The 15,283-nt window shown below is 31.4% G+C and carries 15 protein-coding genes and 1 pseudogene; 12 read left to right on the forward strand and 4 right to left on the reverse strand.

Annotated features, from left to right (window positions below; all coding sequences use genetic code 11):
* Positions 1–2 precede the first annotated feature (2 nt).
* The 3 genes from OB7_RS05925 to OB7_RS10215 all read left to right on the forward strand — a co-directional run bounded on the left by OB7_RS05925 (position 3) and on the right by OB7_RS10215 (position 2,055).
* The gene (locus tag OB7_RS05925) at positions 3–863 is read left to right on the forward strand and encodes a DUF1385 domain-containing protein (protein WP_004101654.1); all 861 of its coding nucleotides are present in this window, start codon (positions 3–5) and stop codon (positions 861–863) included.
* A 126-nt stretch (positions 864–989) separates the two neighbouring features.
* Positions 990–1,862 carry an ATP-binding cassette domain-containing protein gene (locus tag OB7_RS05930; protein ID WP_012580145.1) on the forward strand — a complete coding sequence of 291 codons (873 nt, stop codon included), beginning with the start codon at positions 990–992 and terminating at the stop codon, positions 1,860–1,862.
* 94 nt (positions 1,863–1,956) lie between these two features.
* Positions 1,957–2,055 carry a hypothetical protein gene (locus OB7_RS10215; protein WP_114702765.1) on the forward strand — a complete coding sequence of 33 codons (99 nt, stop codon included), beginning with the start codon at positions 1,957–1,959 and terminating at the stop codon, positions 2,053–2,055.
* Between the two features lie 2 nt (positions 2,056–2,057).
* On the opposite strand, the gene OB7_RS05940 is transcribed toward OB7_RS10215, so the two are convergent.
* From OB7_RS05940 to OB7_RS05950, 3 genes are read right to left on the reverse strand one after another with little or no spacing between them, the layout of a single operon-like run.
* Positions 2,058–3,446 carry an HD domain-containing phosphohydrolase gene (locus tag OB7_RS05940; protein WP_114702755.1) on the reverse strand — a complete coding sequence of 463 codons (1,389 nt, stop codon included), beginning with the start codon at positions 3,444–3,446 and terminating at the stop codon, positions 2,058–2,060.
* Positions 3,447–3,481: 35 nt separating this feature from the next.
* Positions 3,482–4,636 carry a diaminopimelate decarboxylase gene (gene lysA, locus OB7_RS05945; RefSeq protein ID WP_114702756.1) on the reverse strand — a complete coding sequence of 385 codons (1,155 nt, stop codon included), beginning with the start codon at positions 4,634–4,636 and terminating at the stop codon, positions 3,482–3,484.
* Positions 4,633–5,727: a M20 family metallopeptidase gene (locus OB7_RS05950; RefSeq protein WP_004101662.1), complete on the reverse strand. Its 1,095-nt coding sequence runs from the start codon at positions 5,725–5,727 to the stop codon at positions 4,633–4,635. The genes lysA and OB7_RS05950 overlap by 4 nt, the downstream gene beginning before the upstream one ends.
* A gap of 94 nt (positions 5,728–5,821) precedes the next feature.
* On the opposite strand from OB7_RS05950, the gene pheS reads away from it, so the two are divergent.
* The 9 genes and pseudogenes from pheS (at position 5,822) to OB7_RS05995 (ending at position 13,458) form a co-directional block, all read left to right on the forward strand.
* Positions 5,822–6,799 carry a phenylalanine--tRNA ligase subunit alpha gene (gene pheS / locus OB7_RS05955; RefSeq protein WP_114702757.1) on the forward strand — a complete coding sequence of 326 codons (978 nt, stop codon included), beginning with the start codon at positions 5,822–5,824 and terminating at the stop codon, positions 6,797–6,799.
* A complete protein-coding gene (gene truB / locus OB7_RS05960; RefSeq protein WP_114702758.1) occupies positions 6,799–7,719 on the forward strand; it encodes a tRNA pseudouridine(55) synthase TruB in 921 nt (306 codons plus the stop codon). The genes pheS and truB overlap by 1 nt, the downstream gene beginning before the upstream one ends.
* Positions 7,716–8,783: a DUF933 domain-containing protein gene (locus OB7_RS05965; RefSeq protein WP_004101667.1), complete on the forward strand. Its 1,068-nt coding sequence runs from the start codon at positions 7,716–7,718 to the stop codon at positions 8,781–8,783. Before truB ends, OB7_RS05965 begins: the two co-directional genes overlap by 4 nt.
* Positions 8,784–8,793: 10 nt before the next feature.
* Positions 8,794–9,030 (forward strand): DUF370 domain-containing protein, encoded by a 237-nt coding sequence (locus OB7_RS05970; RefSeq protein ID WP_012580149.1) that lies wholly within the window; start codon positions 8,794–8,796, stop codon positions 9,028–9,030.
* Positions 9,021–10,214 carry a TIGR04013 family B12-binding domain/radical SAM domain-containing protein gene (locus OB7_RS05975; protein ID WP_114702759.1) on the forward strand — a complete coding sequence of 398 codons (1,194 nt, stop codon included), beginning with the start codon at positions 9,021–9,023 and terminating at the stop codon, positions 10,212–10,214. Before OB7_RS05970 ends, OB7_RS05975 begins: the two co-directional genes overlap by 10 nt.
* Positions 10,189–10,983: a carbon-nitrogen hydrolase family protein gene (locus OB7_RS05980; RefSeq protein WP_012580151.1), complete on the forward strand. Its 795-nt coding sequence runs from the start codon at positions 10,189–10,191 to the stop codon at positions 10,981–10,983. The genes OB7_RS05975 and OB7_RS05980 overlap by 26 nt, the downstream gene beginning before the upstream one ends.
* Complete coding sequence (locus OB7_RS05985) at positions 10,980–11,720, forward strand: ZIP family metal transporter (RefSeq protein WP_012580152.1); 741 nt, start codon at positions 10,980–10,982, stop codon at positions 11,718–11,720. Before OB7_RS05980 ends, OB7_RS05985 begins: the two co-directional genes overlap by 4 nt.
* 11 nt (positions 11,721–11,731) lie before the next feature.
* A pseudogene (locus OB7_RS05990) lies at positions 11,732–12,791 on the forward strand (Gfo/Idh/MocA family protein).
* Positions 12,781–13,458, forward strand: a complete 678-nt coding sequence (locus OB7_RS05995; protein WP_004101683.1) for a YjjG family noncanonical pyrimidine nucleotidase — start codon at positions 12,781–12,783, stop codon at positions 13,456–13,458. Before OB7_RS05990 ends, OB7_RS05995 begins: the two are co-directional and overlap by 11 nt.
* A 69-nt stretch (positions 13,459–13,527) precedes the next feature.
* Here OB7_RS05995 and OB7_RS06000 read toward each other — a convergent pair whose 3' ends face one another.
* Entirely contained in the window at positions 13,528–14,715 is a 1,188-nt protein-coding gene (locus OB7_RS06000; RefSeq protein ID WP_249031030.1) for a hypothetical protein, read from the reverse strand.
* Positions 14,716–15,283: the final 568 nt, after the last annotated feature.

The following is a 15,283-nucleotide window of genomic DNA, read 5'->3' on the forward strand; positions in this document are numbered from 1 at the left end:
GTATGAAAGTTGGAGGTCAAGCAATCATTGAAGGCGTTTTGATGATGGGTAAAAAGATTGTAATTGCTGTAAGAAATGAAAAAGGAGAAATTGTAAAAGAAGAACTTGGGAAGATAAAGAATAAAAAAGTTTTGAAAATACCATTTGTAAGGGGACTTTTTAGTCTTTTTTATTCTATGTACTTTGGTCTAAAAGGTCTTGATAGGTCTGCAGAGATTGCAACGGGAGAAGAAATGAAAAAATCTGAAACGTTTTTTTCAATCTTTATAGCAATAGTAGTTGGTATTGGATTATTTGTAATGCTCCCAGTATTTTTAACAGGTCTTTTGGGGGTAAAAGATGACGAATTTTTATTTTCTTTGGTTGATGGGTTTATAAGACTTGGACTGTTTTTGTTGTATGTTTGGATAATTTCATTTATGAAAGATGTAAAAAGGGTGTTTCAATATCACGGTTCGGAACATAAAACCATTCATGCGTATGAAAACGGTGATGAATTAACCGTTGAAAATGTTAAAAAATATTCAACCATTCATCCAAGATGTGGAACAAATTTTGTGATGATCTTTTTAATAGTTGCTATAATTCTTTTTAGTATTTTTGGTATTTATCGTCCGCTTTCTTGGGTTGAAAGAATAGTGATTAGGATAGTTTTGATACCTGTTGTAGCATCTGTTTCTTATGAACTTTTAAAATTATTTGATAAATTTCCATTTTTAAGATTTTTGTCATTTCCAGGATTACTGCTTCAGAAGCTTACTACAGCTGAGCCTGATGAAAAGCAAATAGAGGTTGCTATAGAATCATTAAAATTTGCCCTTGAAGGAGAAGAACCGGATGAAGATGTAGAGTACGTTGGATAGTTTTTTAAAAAGTGGGGGGTTTTTGATAAAAGTTGAATCTTTGACAAGAACATATAAAATTGCAGATAATAAAGAGAGGAATTTTTTGTAAGGTTGTTCAGCCCTCAATTTAAAACTATCACAGTTTTGGAAAACGTTAGTTTTTCAATTTCCAAAGGTGAAAAGGTTGCAGTTTTGGGTTTAAATGGTAGTGGAAAATCAACGCTTTTTAAGATATTAACTGGGATCATACCACCTTCTTCGTGGGTTTGTAAATGTATGGGGTATGATCCTTTTTCGGATAGAAAAAGGTATGTAAAAAACATTGGTGTTCTTTTGGGTCAAAAATCTCTTCTTATTCCAGAGCTTACCGTTTATGATAGCCTAAAATTATATAAAGCTGTATATCAATTAAATGAAAAGCAACTTGACGAGCGTTTAAAAGTTTTTGATGAATATTTTGGAATAGAAAAGTTATTAAGCAGGATAGTTAGAACACTCTCTCTTGGTGAGAGAATGAAGGCAGAAATATTTATGGCATCAATTCATGATCTTTCCATCTTTTTCTTTGATGAGCCTACCATAGGACTTGACGTAAATGCAAAGAGTGCTTTTAAGGAGTTCCTATTAAATTATCCATTTGGATCTGAAAAGACGGTGTTTATAATAACACATGAATTTTATGTGATAAAAGATTTTTGCACCAGAATTTTGCTGCTAGATAATGGAAAATTAAAATTAGATATTGAAACAAAACATTTAAAAAATAAATTTGGATACAAGAACCTTGTTATTGATTTTGAAGGAAAACCAACTAAAACTACAGTTGAAAATATCAGATTGTTTGGATATCCCATAGAGATTGAAAAAAATAGTGTTAAAATAAAAGTTCCGTATGAGAATAAAGAAGAAATAGAAGAGATAAGAGGAATTTTGTCGAAAAGTCTTAAAAGGAATTTTGAGTTACTTAAAATTGGTGTGGAGCTGAGTTTGAGAAGGCTTTCATATTTTAGAATTTAAACGTTATTTAATGTACTAAGCATGCCCTTTTGCTTTTTAGATTAATATTGTATACTCCTGTAAATTTTCTTTTTGCTAAGAAAAGTTTTTTAACATACTTTTTCTACAACTATTCTGGTTAATTGTTGTTTTTGGTGTATCTGAATTTGTGTGGAGAAATGGACTTAAAAGATTTACAGCATTTGGAATCTAGATTTATTCTTTATATATTTCAAGTATTTCATCAAGGTTTTCAAAGAATATGTCAACAAGATTTGGGTCGAATTTTTTGCCCCTTTCTTTTTTAATTATTTCTAGCGCTTTATTTAATGGAAGTGCTTTTCTGTATATTCTATCACTTACAAGTGCATCGAATACGTCCGCAATTGATGTTATCCTTGCTGATATATCAATTTGCTCTTTTTCAAGTCCATATGGATACCCGCTACCATCCCAATTCTCATGATGTTGAAGACAAATAACAGCTGCAAGTTTTAAAATTTTAGAAGTTGAATTTTCAAGTATATTGTATCCTATAATAGGATGTTCTTTAATTATTGCATATTCTTCATCATCTAATTTACCTGGCTTGTTTAAAATTGAGTCAGGTATTGCAATTTTTCCAAGATCGTGTATTGATGCAGCTATTTCTATTTCATCTATCTGTGAATAGTTAATTTTACTAGCAAGTATCTTTGCAATTTTCCCAACCCTTGTTACATGTTCGCCAGTTTCTCCAGATCTTGCCTCAATTGCTGAAAGTAGTTTAGCCAATAACTCTTTTTGAGTTTGTGAATAAAGATTTGAATAATAGTTTGAACTATACGAATTTGTTATTTCTTCAAGAAAAAGACTTACAAGGTGTTTGTTAATTTCTTTTAGTTTTATATTAGAAATAATATAAACTTTAATTGATAAATCTTTTGCTAGCTCTTTTTCAAAATATATAGTGCTTTCTGGAAAAAATGTAAAATTTACTTTTGAAAGTGGCACATTTAGGTATTCTTCAAACTTTGGAGTTGCAGCATATACGATCCCGTTTAAAGTTACAAAACCTTCAATGCCTATATTTGAAGAAAATCTCAGGAGATTAATAGCTTCGTACAACATGAATTTTAAAAATTTTAATATGTTGTCAAATTTTTCTTTGTTCCTTGAAAGTTCAATTATTTTTTGTAGCGATTTTATTGTATTTTCAAGAGTTACAATTTCAATGTATGATTTGATGGCTATCAAAAATGTGTGTTTTACCATAAATTCATCCATGTATTGCTTGTCCATAAAAAAACTTATATCAAAATCAGAGATATCATGTTTTTTTTCTACAAATTCTTTGTAGGAGGTTGCAAGGATAATTCTAGGCTTTCTTAAACTTAGATGATTTCTAATCAGATCAACTAATACAAGACCTGAGTTATCATTTTCCATAAAAACATCTATAAAGAATACGGAGATATCATCTTTAAATTTTTCAATTAATTTACTTGCCTGTTTTTCAGAAAAAGCATGTATGGTTTCTATTTCATATTCACATTCTTTTGATAGAACTTCATCGATGTATTTATGTACAAATTCATCATCGTCTATGATCATTATTTTATTCATAAACAACGCCTCCTTTTTTGTACATTACTATTTTACTACAAAATTACATTTTTAAACAATTCATCAAATGTTTCTCGTTTCCTGATAAGTTTTATTTTACCGTCTTTTGTAATTAAAACTTCTGCAGGTCTTACCGTTCCGTTGTAGTTGTTTGCCATTGAAAAACCGTATGCGCCAGCGTTTTTGATAACTAATAATTCTCCAATTTCAGGTTTTTTAATTTTTCTTTCTTTTGCAAGAAAATCTCCAGATTCACATAGAGGGCCAACTACATCAGCGAGAATTTCGTCTTTACTGTTATTTAATACCTCTATTTCGTGATATGCATTGTAAAGTGCTGGTCTAAGTAGATGATTCATTCCGCTTTCAGTTACAACAAAGAATTTTTTTTCTGTTTTTTTGATCAATGTTACCCTTGTTAAAAGAAATCCTGCAGGTGCTATTATAAACCTTCCAAGTTCATTTATGACTAATTTAAAATTTTTCAGAAGCGGAATTATTTCTTCTTTGTATTCTTGAGTATTTAGCTCATTTTCATCTTTATATTTTATTCCCCATCCTCCACCAATATTTATCTTTTCTATGTTGTATTTTTGACAAAGTTTTAAAGTTTTTTCAATAGCCTCTTTAAAAGGTTTTACATCTGTTATTTGTGAGCCAATATGTATATGAACTCCACTGATTTTTTGAGATTTTAAAATTTCTTCAGCCGTTTTAAAATCAACACCAAATTTGTGCTTTTTTAATCCAGTTGATATGTATGGATGTGTTTTTGCATCTATATCTGGATTTACCCTTAAAAACAGTTCAAAATCATCTTCATTTTTCCATAGATTTTCGAATTCTTCTTTGCTGTCAACATTTACATATTTAACTTTATATTCCTTCATTAAATCTTTTTGCTCCTTTGTTTTACCATTTCCATTCCAGACAATTTTGTCTCCCTCTATTGAAGCAATTTTACAAGCAAGAAGTTCTCCTTCACCTAATATATCTACTCCAAATCCATGATTTTTTAGAATTTTTAAAATCGCAGGATTGTTGTTTGCCTTCGTTGCAAATGTAGGGAAAAAATTAATTTCTTCAAAGACATTTTTTACTTTATTTATTCTTTCTTCTAAAATTTTTTCAAAATATATGTAAACGGGTGTTCCAATTTCATCAGCAACTTTTTGGAATATCTCCTTCATATTTCCAGCTCCTTTAAAAAGTTGAAAACAACATCTGCATAATATAATATAACTTCGTCGTTAGGTAAAAACTTTGGATTGTGGAGCCCGTATTTTTCACCTTTTGAAACTCCCGCCCAGAACATCAATGAAGGGTACTCTTGAGAAAAATAACCAAAATCTTCGCCTGTATATTTCATTCCACAATCAATAAATTGTATGTTGTTTTTTTGCACAAATTCTCTAAATAGTTCATACAGTTTATCATTTACAATTACAGGTGGATATATTGAACCTTTTGAGATTGAAAATTCTCCACCATCTTTTTGAACAACACTTTTTGCTACTTCTTGTATTTTATTTATTATTTCTTCAGTAATTTTTAAAGATTCTGATCTGATACTTCCCATTAATGTGGTTTGAGGAGAGACGATGTTTCTTGCATTTCCTCCTTCTATTTTTCCAAATCTTGCAATTGCTTTGTCAAAAGTTAGATTGTAAAATTCGGTCAAAAATTTACTTGCAAGATAAATCGAGTCAATACCAGATTTGTAGAAAGCAACGTGAGAGGCTTTGCCGGAGAATGTTAAATCAATTTCAGTAGCACTTGCAAATAAAACTCCTTTAGTTGTTGCAACAGTTTTAAAATCATATTCATCGGTAATGTGCAGTGCCAGAGCAAGTTTTATGTCAAGCTCTTCAATTTCATCTAAAACGTACCTTGCACCAGCTCCTGTTTCCTCACCTGGTTGGAATATGAAGACAAAATTTTTTTCTATATTTGAAGAAAGTATTTTTTTAATTAGTTCGTATGCAATGGACATATGCACGTCATGACCACATGCATGCATATTTGAATTTTTAGAAGCAAATTCCCATTTTGTCTCTTCTTCAATTGGAAGTCCATCAATATCTGATCTATAGAGTATGAAAGGTTCACCTTTCTTTGGTTCATACAATGCAATAACACCAGTGCCAGCTATTTTATAAATTTTTAGTCTTTCGTCTTTTAGATCCTTTAGGGCCGAAAGTAATATTTTTTGAGTTTCAAATTCTCTAAAAGATATTTCTGGGTTTTGGTGTAAAATGTGTCTAAGCTCGATTGAATCCATTTACCTCACCTCCTATTTGTTTAAATGATAGCATATATATGTTATAATTAATATTGAATTTCGTTTCATACAGGTTAAATTTGGAGGTGTTTGGATGGACGAGATCAAACAACTTGTTGATACTGCCAAAAAAGAAATAGACAATGCAGAAGATCTTCAGCAATTAAATCTGATAAGGGTTAAATATCTTGGAAAGAAAGGTTTAATAACCTCTCAGATGAAAAAGTTAAAGGATCTTTCACAACAAGAAAGACCAAAATTTGGTGCAGTTGTTAATAAAGCAAAATCAGAAGTGGAAGATTATTTAAATAATAGAATGAATGAGTTATATAGAATCGAAAAACAGAAAAAGTATGAAAAACTAAGAGTTGATGTTACACTTTCTGGTGCAAGAAAAGATAGAGGACATTTACATATTCTTACAAAAATACAAAAAGAGTTGGAAGATATATTCATTTCAATGGGGTTTGAGGTAGTGGAAGGTCCAGAAGTCGAGGATACATGGCACAATTTTGATGCGTTAAATACACCGGAATGGCATCCTGCAAGAGATGTTCAAGATTCATTTTATTTTACAGATAAAATTTTGCTAAGAACCCATACTTCGCCAGTTCAGGTAAGAACAATGCTTGAAAGAAAACCACCACTTGCTATTATTTCACCAGGTAGAGTTTTTAGGAGAGATTATGATTCCACACATCTTCCGATGTTTACCCAAATGGAAGGGTTGTATGTGGATAAAAATGTTACGGTAAAGCATTTAAAATATACATTGGAAGAGATGGCAAGAAAAGTTTTTGGAGATAGCGCAAAGGTTAGATTAAAACCGAGCTTTTTCCCATTTACAGAACCAAGCTATGAAGTTGATATTCTATTTAATGGAAAGTGGCTTGAAATTTTAGGAGCTGGTATGGTTGATCCAAACGTCTTCAAAAACGTAGGATATGATCCAAACGAATGGTCTGGTTTTGCATTTGGCCTTGGCCTTGAAAGAATTGCAATGGTTAAGTACGGAATAAGAGATATTAGGGATTTTATAAAAAATGATGTGAGGTTTTTGGAGAATTACTGATGGTAGGATTTTTGAATGCATTTAAACCAAAAGGTGTAACATCTCATGATGTTATTGATGAGCTAAGAAAAAAGCTTAAAACAAAGAAAATAGGCCATGCAGGAACACTTGATCCTTTTGCAGAAGGTGTTCTAGTTATTGGTATTTCAGGTGCAACAAGACTTTTGGAGTATTTAAAGAATGAAAAAAAGAGATACTATGTAAAAGCTATCTTAGGATTGATTACAGAAACTTTTGATATCACTGGACAAGTAAAGGAAGAAAGAGTATGTCAAAAAAGCAATGATGAAATAAAAGATGCAATTTTATCTTTCAAAGGAAAATACAAACAGGTTCCACCAGCATATTCAGCCAAAAAATATAATGGTGAAAGGTTATATAAACTTGCAAGAGAAGGAAAAATTATTTCACTTCCGCCTGTTGAAGTTGAAATATATGAGATAGAAAATATAAAGATAGTTCCTCCGGAGTTTTCTTTTGAGGTAGTAGTTTCACCTGGAACATATATTAGAAGTTTGTGTATGGATATAGGTTACAAGCTTGGTTGTGGGGCAACAGCTGTTGAACTTGTAAGGAAAAGTGTAGGAAAATTTTCTATTAAAGATTCAATTAATCCATTTGAACTATCTTCTGAGCAAATTGTAAATAGGATTTTAAGAGTGGAGGAAGTTTTGGATTTACCACAGGTTGAGATTTATAAAGATTACGTTGAAAAGATATTTAACGGTGTACAACCAACTATGGATTTTGTAAAAGAGATAAGGGATGATTTTAAGAAAGATCAAGATGTTATGCTTGTTTGTGATGGTAGATTAGTAGCAATTGCCGTTTCGCAGAGAACGTCAAGTTTTCTAAAAAAGAATGAGGTAAGAGAAAGTGTGTTTAAGTTAAAAAAAGTTTTTAGGGAGGGAATGTTTTGAAGATAGGAATAATTGGTCTTCCACAAGTTGGAAAGACGACCATATTTTCTCTTTTGACTGGAATAGAGGTTGATCCATATTCACCTATACATCAAAAAGGTGTTGCAAAGGTTTATGATAAAAGAGTTGATATTTTGTCAAAGATGTACAACCCCAAAAAAACAACCTATGCAACCCTTGAATTTTACGATACGCCATCTCTTGATCCTTCGGATAAAAAGAGCAGAATACAGGTATTTAATATGGTCCAAAATGCCGATGCGCTTTTGTTAGTTTTAAGGGCTTTTAAAAATGATAGTGTTCCATATCCAGAAAATGGTGAAACAGCTTTTAAACAATTAAAATTGGCTTTGGATGAGTTTATATTTAGAGATCTTGAAATTATTACAAATAGAATTGAAAGACTTGAAAATGCAAAAAGAAAACTTGATAACCGCGAAGAAAATGAGTTAAAGCTTTTAAAGGAACTGGCAAAGGTTCTTGAAAACGAAGAATTTCTTTCAAGATATGAACTAACAGATGATCAAAGAAAGTTGATTTCCAGCTATTCTCTTGTAACTTTAAGACCGATAATAATTGCTCTTAATCTAGATGAAGAGCAATTTTCTTCTAATAGTTATGAAACAAAAGAAGAAGTATTAGAGCTTGTTAAAGAATACAACTTTGCATATATTGAACTATGTGGATTAATGGAAAAGGAAATACAGGAACTTGATGAAGAAGAAAGAGCAGAGTTTTTAAAGGACCTTGGAATTGAGCAAACAGGGATAGAAAGACTTTCAAAGGTTGTATATGACCAACTTGGTCTTATTTCATTCTTTACAGTTGGATCTGATGAAGTTAGGGCATGGACTTTAAAGAAAGGAAGTACTGCTGTAGAAGCAGCTGGAGCAATACATTCTGACCTTGCAAGAGGATTTATTAAAGCTGAGGTTATTAAATACAAAGATTTAATAGAGCTTGGTAGTGAAAAAGAGGTAAAGGAAAAAGGATTGATGAAATTAGTTGGGAAAGAGCATATAATTGAAGATGGTGATATAATTACAATAAGATTTAATGTTTAGGGGTGAAAGTGTGGAACAAATTGTAAAAATTTCGAATAATCTTTATATTCCAAGGAACCGTATAATTGCAGTATTGCCAATTTCTTCTGCTGTTGCAAGGAAAATTAGGGGAATGCATAAAATTGGTGGAAATATTATCAACATGACCTTTGGTGAAGAGTCTAAGTCTATAATTATCATGGATAGTGGTCATATTTTTGTCACATCGAAAACATTGGAAGAGGTTGATGAGGCTCTGTGGAGATAAAGAGATTATTATTTAGATACAGCCAAAATAATAGATATAGTATAACGGCGCTTGTGTCGTCAATTTATTCTTACAGAAAGGATTTAGAACTTGTTGATATAAGAAGCTTTGAAGAAATTTTTTCGTATGAAAAAGAGGGGACAGTAGTCCTCTATTCTTTTATGAGCTTTGATCTTGAAGCAGTAGTAGATGAGTTGAAAAAATTAAAGAAATCAGGTTATATGGTGGTTGCTGGTGGTCCTCATGCAACTGCGATGCCACAGCAATTATTGAATTTAGGGTTTGATTATGTATTTGTTGGGGATGGAGAAGAAAATATACGTAAATTTATAGATGGCAAGTTTCCAGAAAATAGAATATATGATGGGATAACAAAAAGGGTAGATCTTTCTGATTATCCTCCGTTTTGTCCTGAAAAGAATTTGTATATGCCTATAGAAATAACGAGGGGCTGCCCATTTTCTTGTGGATATTGTCAGACCCCAAGACTTGCTGGAAAATTAGTAAGACATAGACCTATAGAGCAAATAGTTGAATATTCAAAGATAGGTGTGGAAAATAACAGGAAAATTGCAAGGTTTATTTCACCAAACTCATTTGGATACGGTAGCAAAAATGGTGTAACTCCCAACCCTGAAGCAGTTGATACCTTGCTTTATAACTTGAAAAAGGTTGGAGTTGAAGAAATATATTTTGGAACGTTTCCTTCGGATGTTAGGCCCGAGAGTGTCAATGAGGAAATACTTAAGGTTATAAAAAAGTATGTTAATAATAAGTACATAGTAATTGGGGCACAAAGTGGAAGTGAAAGAGTATTGGAAATGATAAAAAGAGGGCATAATTTAGAAGAAATTGAAAGAGCTCTATCATTATTGAAAGAGTATGACTTTATTCCTCGAGTAGATTTTATATTTGGTTTTCCATTTGAAACTGATGAAGATATTGAAAAAACTTTTGAATTTATCAAAAAAATTGTAAATAAATACAAGGCCAAGGTGCACGCACATACCTTTATGCCTCTTCCAGGTACTCCACTTGCAAATATTGGACCAGGTGTTCTTACAAAGAAACATTACAAGTTCCTAGGGTTATTAACTTCGCAAGGGTATCTTGATGGATATTGGTTAAAACAAGAGCAACTTGCAAGGAGGGTTGCAGATGTTAATAGCAGCAGCCCAATTTAGTCCAAAACCGGGTAAATTTGAATACAATTTAAAAAAGCACATAGATTTTATTGAAAAGGCTGGAGAGATAGGTGCTAGTTTAATTTTATTTCCCGAACTTTCAATTTCCGGCTATACTTACGATAAAAATATACTTGAAGATTCGATAAGCTTTTTCAATGAGGTACAATCTGAGCTTTTAAAGCTTTCAAGAAAATATAACATGGCTATTGTAGGTGGCGTTCCAAGAAAGGTACTTTCTGAAGTTAGAAATTCTGTGTTTGTTATAAAGAAGAAAAAAGAGATTTTATTTTATGATAAAACACATTTATTTAGAGGGGAAAAAGATGTCTTTTTACCTGGGGAAAGGTTTTTAGTTTTTAAATTCCAAGGAGTTAGATTTGGAATTTTGATATGCTATGAGATAGGTTTTCCTGAAATCTCAAGAGTTTTGGCACTTAACGGGGCTCAAGTGTTACTTGCACCATTTGCATTTTCAAAGGAGAGAAAGAATATTTATGAAATTGCAACTAGAGCAAGGGCTCTTGAAAATGGAGCGTTTCTTGTAACATCATCAACAAGTGGGAAAGGATTAATGGACTTTATTGGAAGCTCAAGGATAGTTGGGCCAGATGGTAATGTTATAACTCAAGCAAGAAGAAAAGAAGAGCTTATTTATGCAGATCTTGATGTTTCAAAATTAGATTTTTTTAGATACAAAGAAGAAGGAATATCGCATGCGTATTTTTTAAATAGGAAAAAAGAGCTATATAGGAGTGTGATAAGATGAATTTGTTTTTAAAAGGAATATTACTAAGTTCTGCTGCTGGGATGGCTACATCTTTAGGGGCAATTCCATTTTTGTTATTTAGAAAAGGAGCAAGTGAAAAGTTTATTGATGCACTTTTAGGTATGGCAGCGGGTATTATGCTTGCTGCAAGTGCGTTTAGTTTGGTTGCACCTTCTATCGAAATGGGTGGACTTCTAAGATTTGGAGTAGGTTTTTTTCTTGGTGCAATACTTGTTGATTTAATGGACAAATACTCACCACACGAGCACTTTTTAAAGGGGCATGAGGGCGCTGAACTTAAAAGATTAAGTAAAATATGGCTTTTTGTTATTGCAATTACAATTCACAATTTACCTGAAGGTATGGCGGTTGGTGTGAGTGCATTTTCAGATCAAGCAATTAATATCGCATTTGCAATTGGAGCGCAAAATATACCAGAAGGAGCCGCTGTTGCTGCAGCGCTTTTAAATGCCGGGTATTCTATAAAAACATCGTTTTGGGTGGCATTTTTAACTGGTGTGGTTGAGATAATTGGAGGTATTTTGGGTTCTGGAATAGTGTCTATTTCAAGAGCACTTCTTCCATATATGATGGCATTTGCTGGTGGTGCTATGATATTTGTAATAAGTGATGAGGTAATTCCAGAGACCCATCTTAGAGGAAATGAAAGACTGTCAACGTACTTTTTAATAATAGGTTTCTTTATAATGTCTGCACTTGATGTTGTTTTAGGATAGGAGGAAGATATATGTTAAAGATAGGATTAATAGGATGTGGAAGGATAGCGACAAAAAAACATACAGAGGCATTGATACAAAACAAAGAATTATTTGATGTGGTTGCAGTATGTGACATAGTAAAAGAAAAAGCATCAAATTGTGCTGAAATTTTTGAAGAAAGGTTAGGAAAAAGGCCAGAAGTTGAAACAGATTTTAGAAAACTTCTAAAAAGAGAAGATATAGATGCGGTTGCTATTGCAACAGATAGTGGAAGCGTTAAATAATGGGAAACATGTACTTGTTGAAAAACCAATGGCACTGTCTACAAAACATGCAGATGAAATGATAAAGCTTTCAAAAGAGAAAAACTTAAAACTTGAGGTATGTTTTCAAAATAGATTTAATCCACCAATACAAGAGTTAAGGAAAAAGATAGAAGGAAAAGATTTTGGAAAAGTTCATTATGGAGTTGCGACAATAAGGTGGAATAGGAATGAAGATTATTACAAACAAGCAAGTTGGAGAGGGACATGGGAGAAAGATGGAGGAGCGTTGATGAACCAATGCACACATAACATAGACTTGCTCCAGTGGATGCTAGGGGGAGAAATAGAAGAAGTATATGGGGTAATAAAGAACTTTAATCATCCATATATAGAAGCAGAAGACTTTGGAGGAGCGATAATAAAGTTTAAAGATGGGAAAATAGGGATGATAGAAGGTACAACAACGATATATCCAAAGAACTTGCATGAAAAGCTAGCAATATTTGGAGAAAAAGGGACAGTGGTAATAGGAGGTTTGGCGGTAAACAAGATAGAAGAATGGAGATTTGAAGGAGAAGAAGGGCATCCATTTATGTCCTTGCCAGATCCAGATACAGTATATGGAAGTGGGCATGTACCTCTATATAGAGATTTTTATGAATCAATAGTGAATGATAGGAAGCCATACATAAGTGGAGAAGATGGTAAAAAAGCAGTAGAGATAGTCCTTGCGATATATAAATCTGCACTTGAAGGAAAACCGGTTAAATTTCCTTTTGAATTTTCTACATATGAGATAAAGGAGAAAAAATATGAAATATGAAATGATATATTTTGACCTTGATAATACAATATTGGATTTTGACAAATCTGAAGAGTATGCTCTAAAAAGTGTGTTTGAATACCTTAATATTAGGTATGATGAAAGTTACATAGAAATTTATAGGCCTATAAATGAAAAATGGTGGAAGCTTTTTTCAGAAGGAAAGTATAGAAAAGAAGTGATTGTTGTAGAAAGATTTAGAGAATTTTTTGAAAAAATTGGAGTATTTAATTTGAATTTTAATGAAGTTGCACAGGTTTATTTAAAAGGACTTTCCAGTGTTGCTTTTTTTATAGAAGGTGCTGAAGATTTCTTAGGAAAATTGAAAGAAAAAGGCTTTAGAATGGCTGCTATTACAAATGGCGTGGAATCTGTTCAGCAAAAAAGAGCAAAAATTGCAAGACTAGATAGATTTTTTGAATTTGTACTTACCTCAGAAAAGGTTGGAAAACCAAAACCAGAACCTGATATATTTTTCTATGCAGAAAAATTATCAAATGTTCCGCTTTCAAGATCTATTTATATAGGAGATAATATAGAAACCGACTATGAAGGTGCAAAAAAGGCGAAACTTGATTTTATTCTTTTTGATCCAAAAAATAAGTTTGAGGATAATATAAAGAAAGTTTCAAATTACAAAGAATTATATAGAATGTTGGTTCATTAGAGGTAAATTTTATTAAAACAAGGAGCCATATAAGGCTCCTTGTTTTTGATTTTTAGTAATTTATTTGTTTTAGAATAACAACTTTTGAGGATTTAGGTGACTAAATTTCTCCTGAAAATTAATTGGTATATTTATTAAATCAAATAAAGTGATTCCTTCAAATTTGAACTCTAGAGTTCCTATAACTGCTCCGTTTTCTAGATTATATTCAAATTTAATGGTTGTTGTGTTGGAACCTGAGTCATAATTAAATGAAGCGAATTCAAGATTTTCGCTAACGAATTTTAAATAACTATTAAGTATGTCGATATTTTGAGTATTTATAGCCATTGTAAGTTCTGTTATTGAAGCAACATTAAGTATATCTAGTACTCCATCATTAATCTTTAAATTACAATTTTTTAAGTCGAGTGCTGAAGTATTTAATTTTTCAAAATCAAATTTCAATGAGTAGTTGATGGTTGCGGTACTTTCTAAGTTTATTGGAGTTGCAAAGCTAATATTAAAAATTAAGGTGTTATCTGGTAAAGCCGAATCTAAAATTTTAAGAACATCTATTACTGTTGTAGAAGTGTTAACTTCTTTGTCATTCAAAGTTATACTTGCATTTTTTGGAATATCTTCTTCTATTAAAGGAGTGTTGTACCATTCAAGTGTAATTGATATATTATCTGCTTTATTTTCTCCAAAAGTCCAAATTGTTGTTTTTCCATCTTTTCTAAAACCATTTTCATCTGTTTTTCTAATTTCATATTCATTAATTTCAACAATTGTTTTTATAAGTAGATCCGAGAGATTAATAGCATTATCAACCCAATTGAGTACAAAAGCCTCTGGAACGAAAATGTCATTTAGGTCAAGATAATTTTTATCTTCAGAAATGTCCGAGATTTTGTCCAGAGTATTTTTGAGATCGTTTAAAAATGTTGGGTTTGAAAAATAGGAGAAATCTATATTAGAATAGGAAGCTTCAAAGGTACTAACTAAACTTGTAAATTCATCTCTAATAATTGGCTCAATGTTGCTTTCTGATGAATCTCTTATAATTTTTACAAGTTCATCGTGATTGTCATGAATAAATATAAATGGTTCAATAAGTAAATTTAATACCATGATATCTCTAAAATCGATATATAGATTTGTTGTTGAAGCACTTGAATCTAAATCTTTTAATCGCCTTAGAGCATTTTCTAGCTTGATTTTAGCATTCCCTGTGACTTCAGCATAGTACTCGTATCTGTTTTCATGCTTTAACAAGTTGTTTATTGCTTTCCTAAATTGCTTCAGCTTGTTGATCAGATTCTCTTTGTTTGATATTTCATCGAAAATTTTAATTAGTTGATCATATTCATTTTTATATGAAACTTCTTCAGTTAATGAAATAGGTGTTTTTAATAGATCTTTTGAATTTTTTGATGAAGTTGAACCTTCTTCGCTAGATGTGTTAGAAATTTGACTTATTAAATTTACAAAATCATCGTCTGTTGAAAATTTTCATAATACCACCTCCGTAAAGTACTTGGGTAAACTTTTAATTATAATTACCATACAAAGTAATTATAACAAAAATATATCAAATTCACAATATTTCTTGTTTTTTATTGATTAAATAAATGTTTGATTTGTGTTAAATTTGAAAAGATCCTGGTCAGAGTAAAAAGTAAAAAAGGATTTTAATTTTAACCCTTATGTATTTAGCTAATATTCAATCTACGAGAAGACTATATGCTTATCTTTTAGATGAAAAGATTAAAATAAATAATCTACCTTTTAGACAAACAATACACTATAGAAAAGATTATCAAAAAAAGTATGAGACTAAAAA

This window comes from Thermosipho africanus Ob7 (assembly GCF_003351105.1).
Classification (GTDB): Bacteria; Thermotogota; Thermotogae; order Thermotogales; family Fervidobacteriaceae; genus Thermosipho; species Thermosipho africanus.

Excerpts from the sequence above, each read along its gene's own strand:
- OB7_RS05925 (WP_004101654.1), top strand. The coding sequence starts at position 3 with ATGAAAGTTGGAGGTCAAGCAATCATTGAAGGCGTTTTGATGATGGGT.
- OB7_RS05980 (WP_012580151.1), top strand. The coding sequence starts at position 10,189 with ATGTTAATAGCAGCAGCCCAATTTAGTCCAAAACCGGGTAAATTTGAA.
- pheS (WP_114702757.1), top strand. The coding sequence starts at position 5,822 with ATGGACGAGATCAAACAACTTGTTGATACTGCCAAAAAAGAAATAGAC.
- OB7_RS05950 (WP_004101662.1), bottom strand. The coding sequence starts at position 5,727 with ATGGATTCAATCGAGCTTAGACACATTTTACACCAAAACCCAGAAATA.
- OB7_RS05985 (WP_012580152.1), top strand. The coding sequence starts at position 10,980 with ATGAATTTGTTTTTAAAAGGAATATTACTAAGTTCTGCTGCTGGGATG.
- OB7_RS05995 (WP_004101683.1), top strand. The coding sequence starts at position 12,781 with ATGAAATATGAAATGATATATTTTGACCTTGATAATACAATATTGGAT.
- lysA (WP_114702756.1), bottom strand. The coding sequence starts at position 4,636 with ATGAAGGAGATATTCCAAAAAGTTGCTGATGAAATTGGAACACCCGTT.
- truB (WP_114702758.1), top strand. The coding sequence starts at position 6,799 with ATGGTAGGATTTTTGAATGCATTTAAACCAAAAGGTGTAACATCTCAT.
- OB7_RS05940 (WP_114702755.1), bottom strand. The coding sequence starts at position 3,446 with ATGAATAAAATAATGATCATAGACGATGATGAATTTGTACATAAATAC.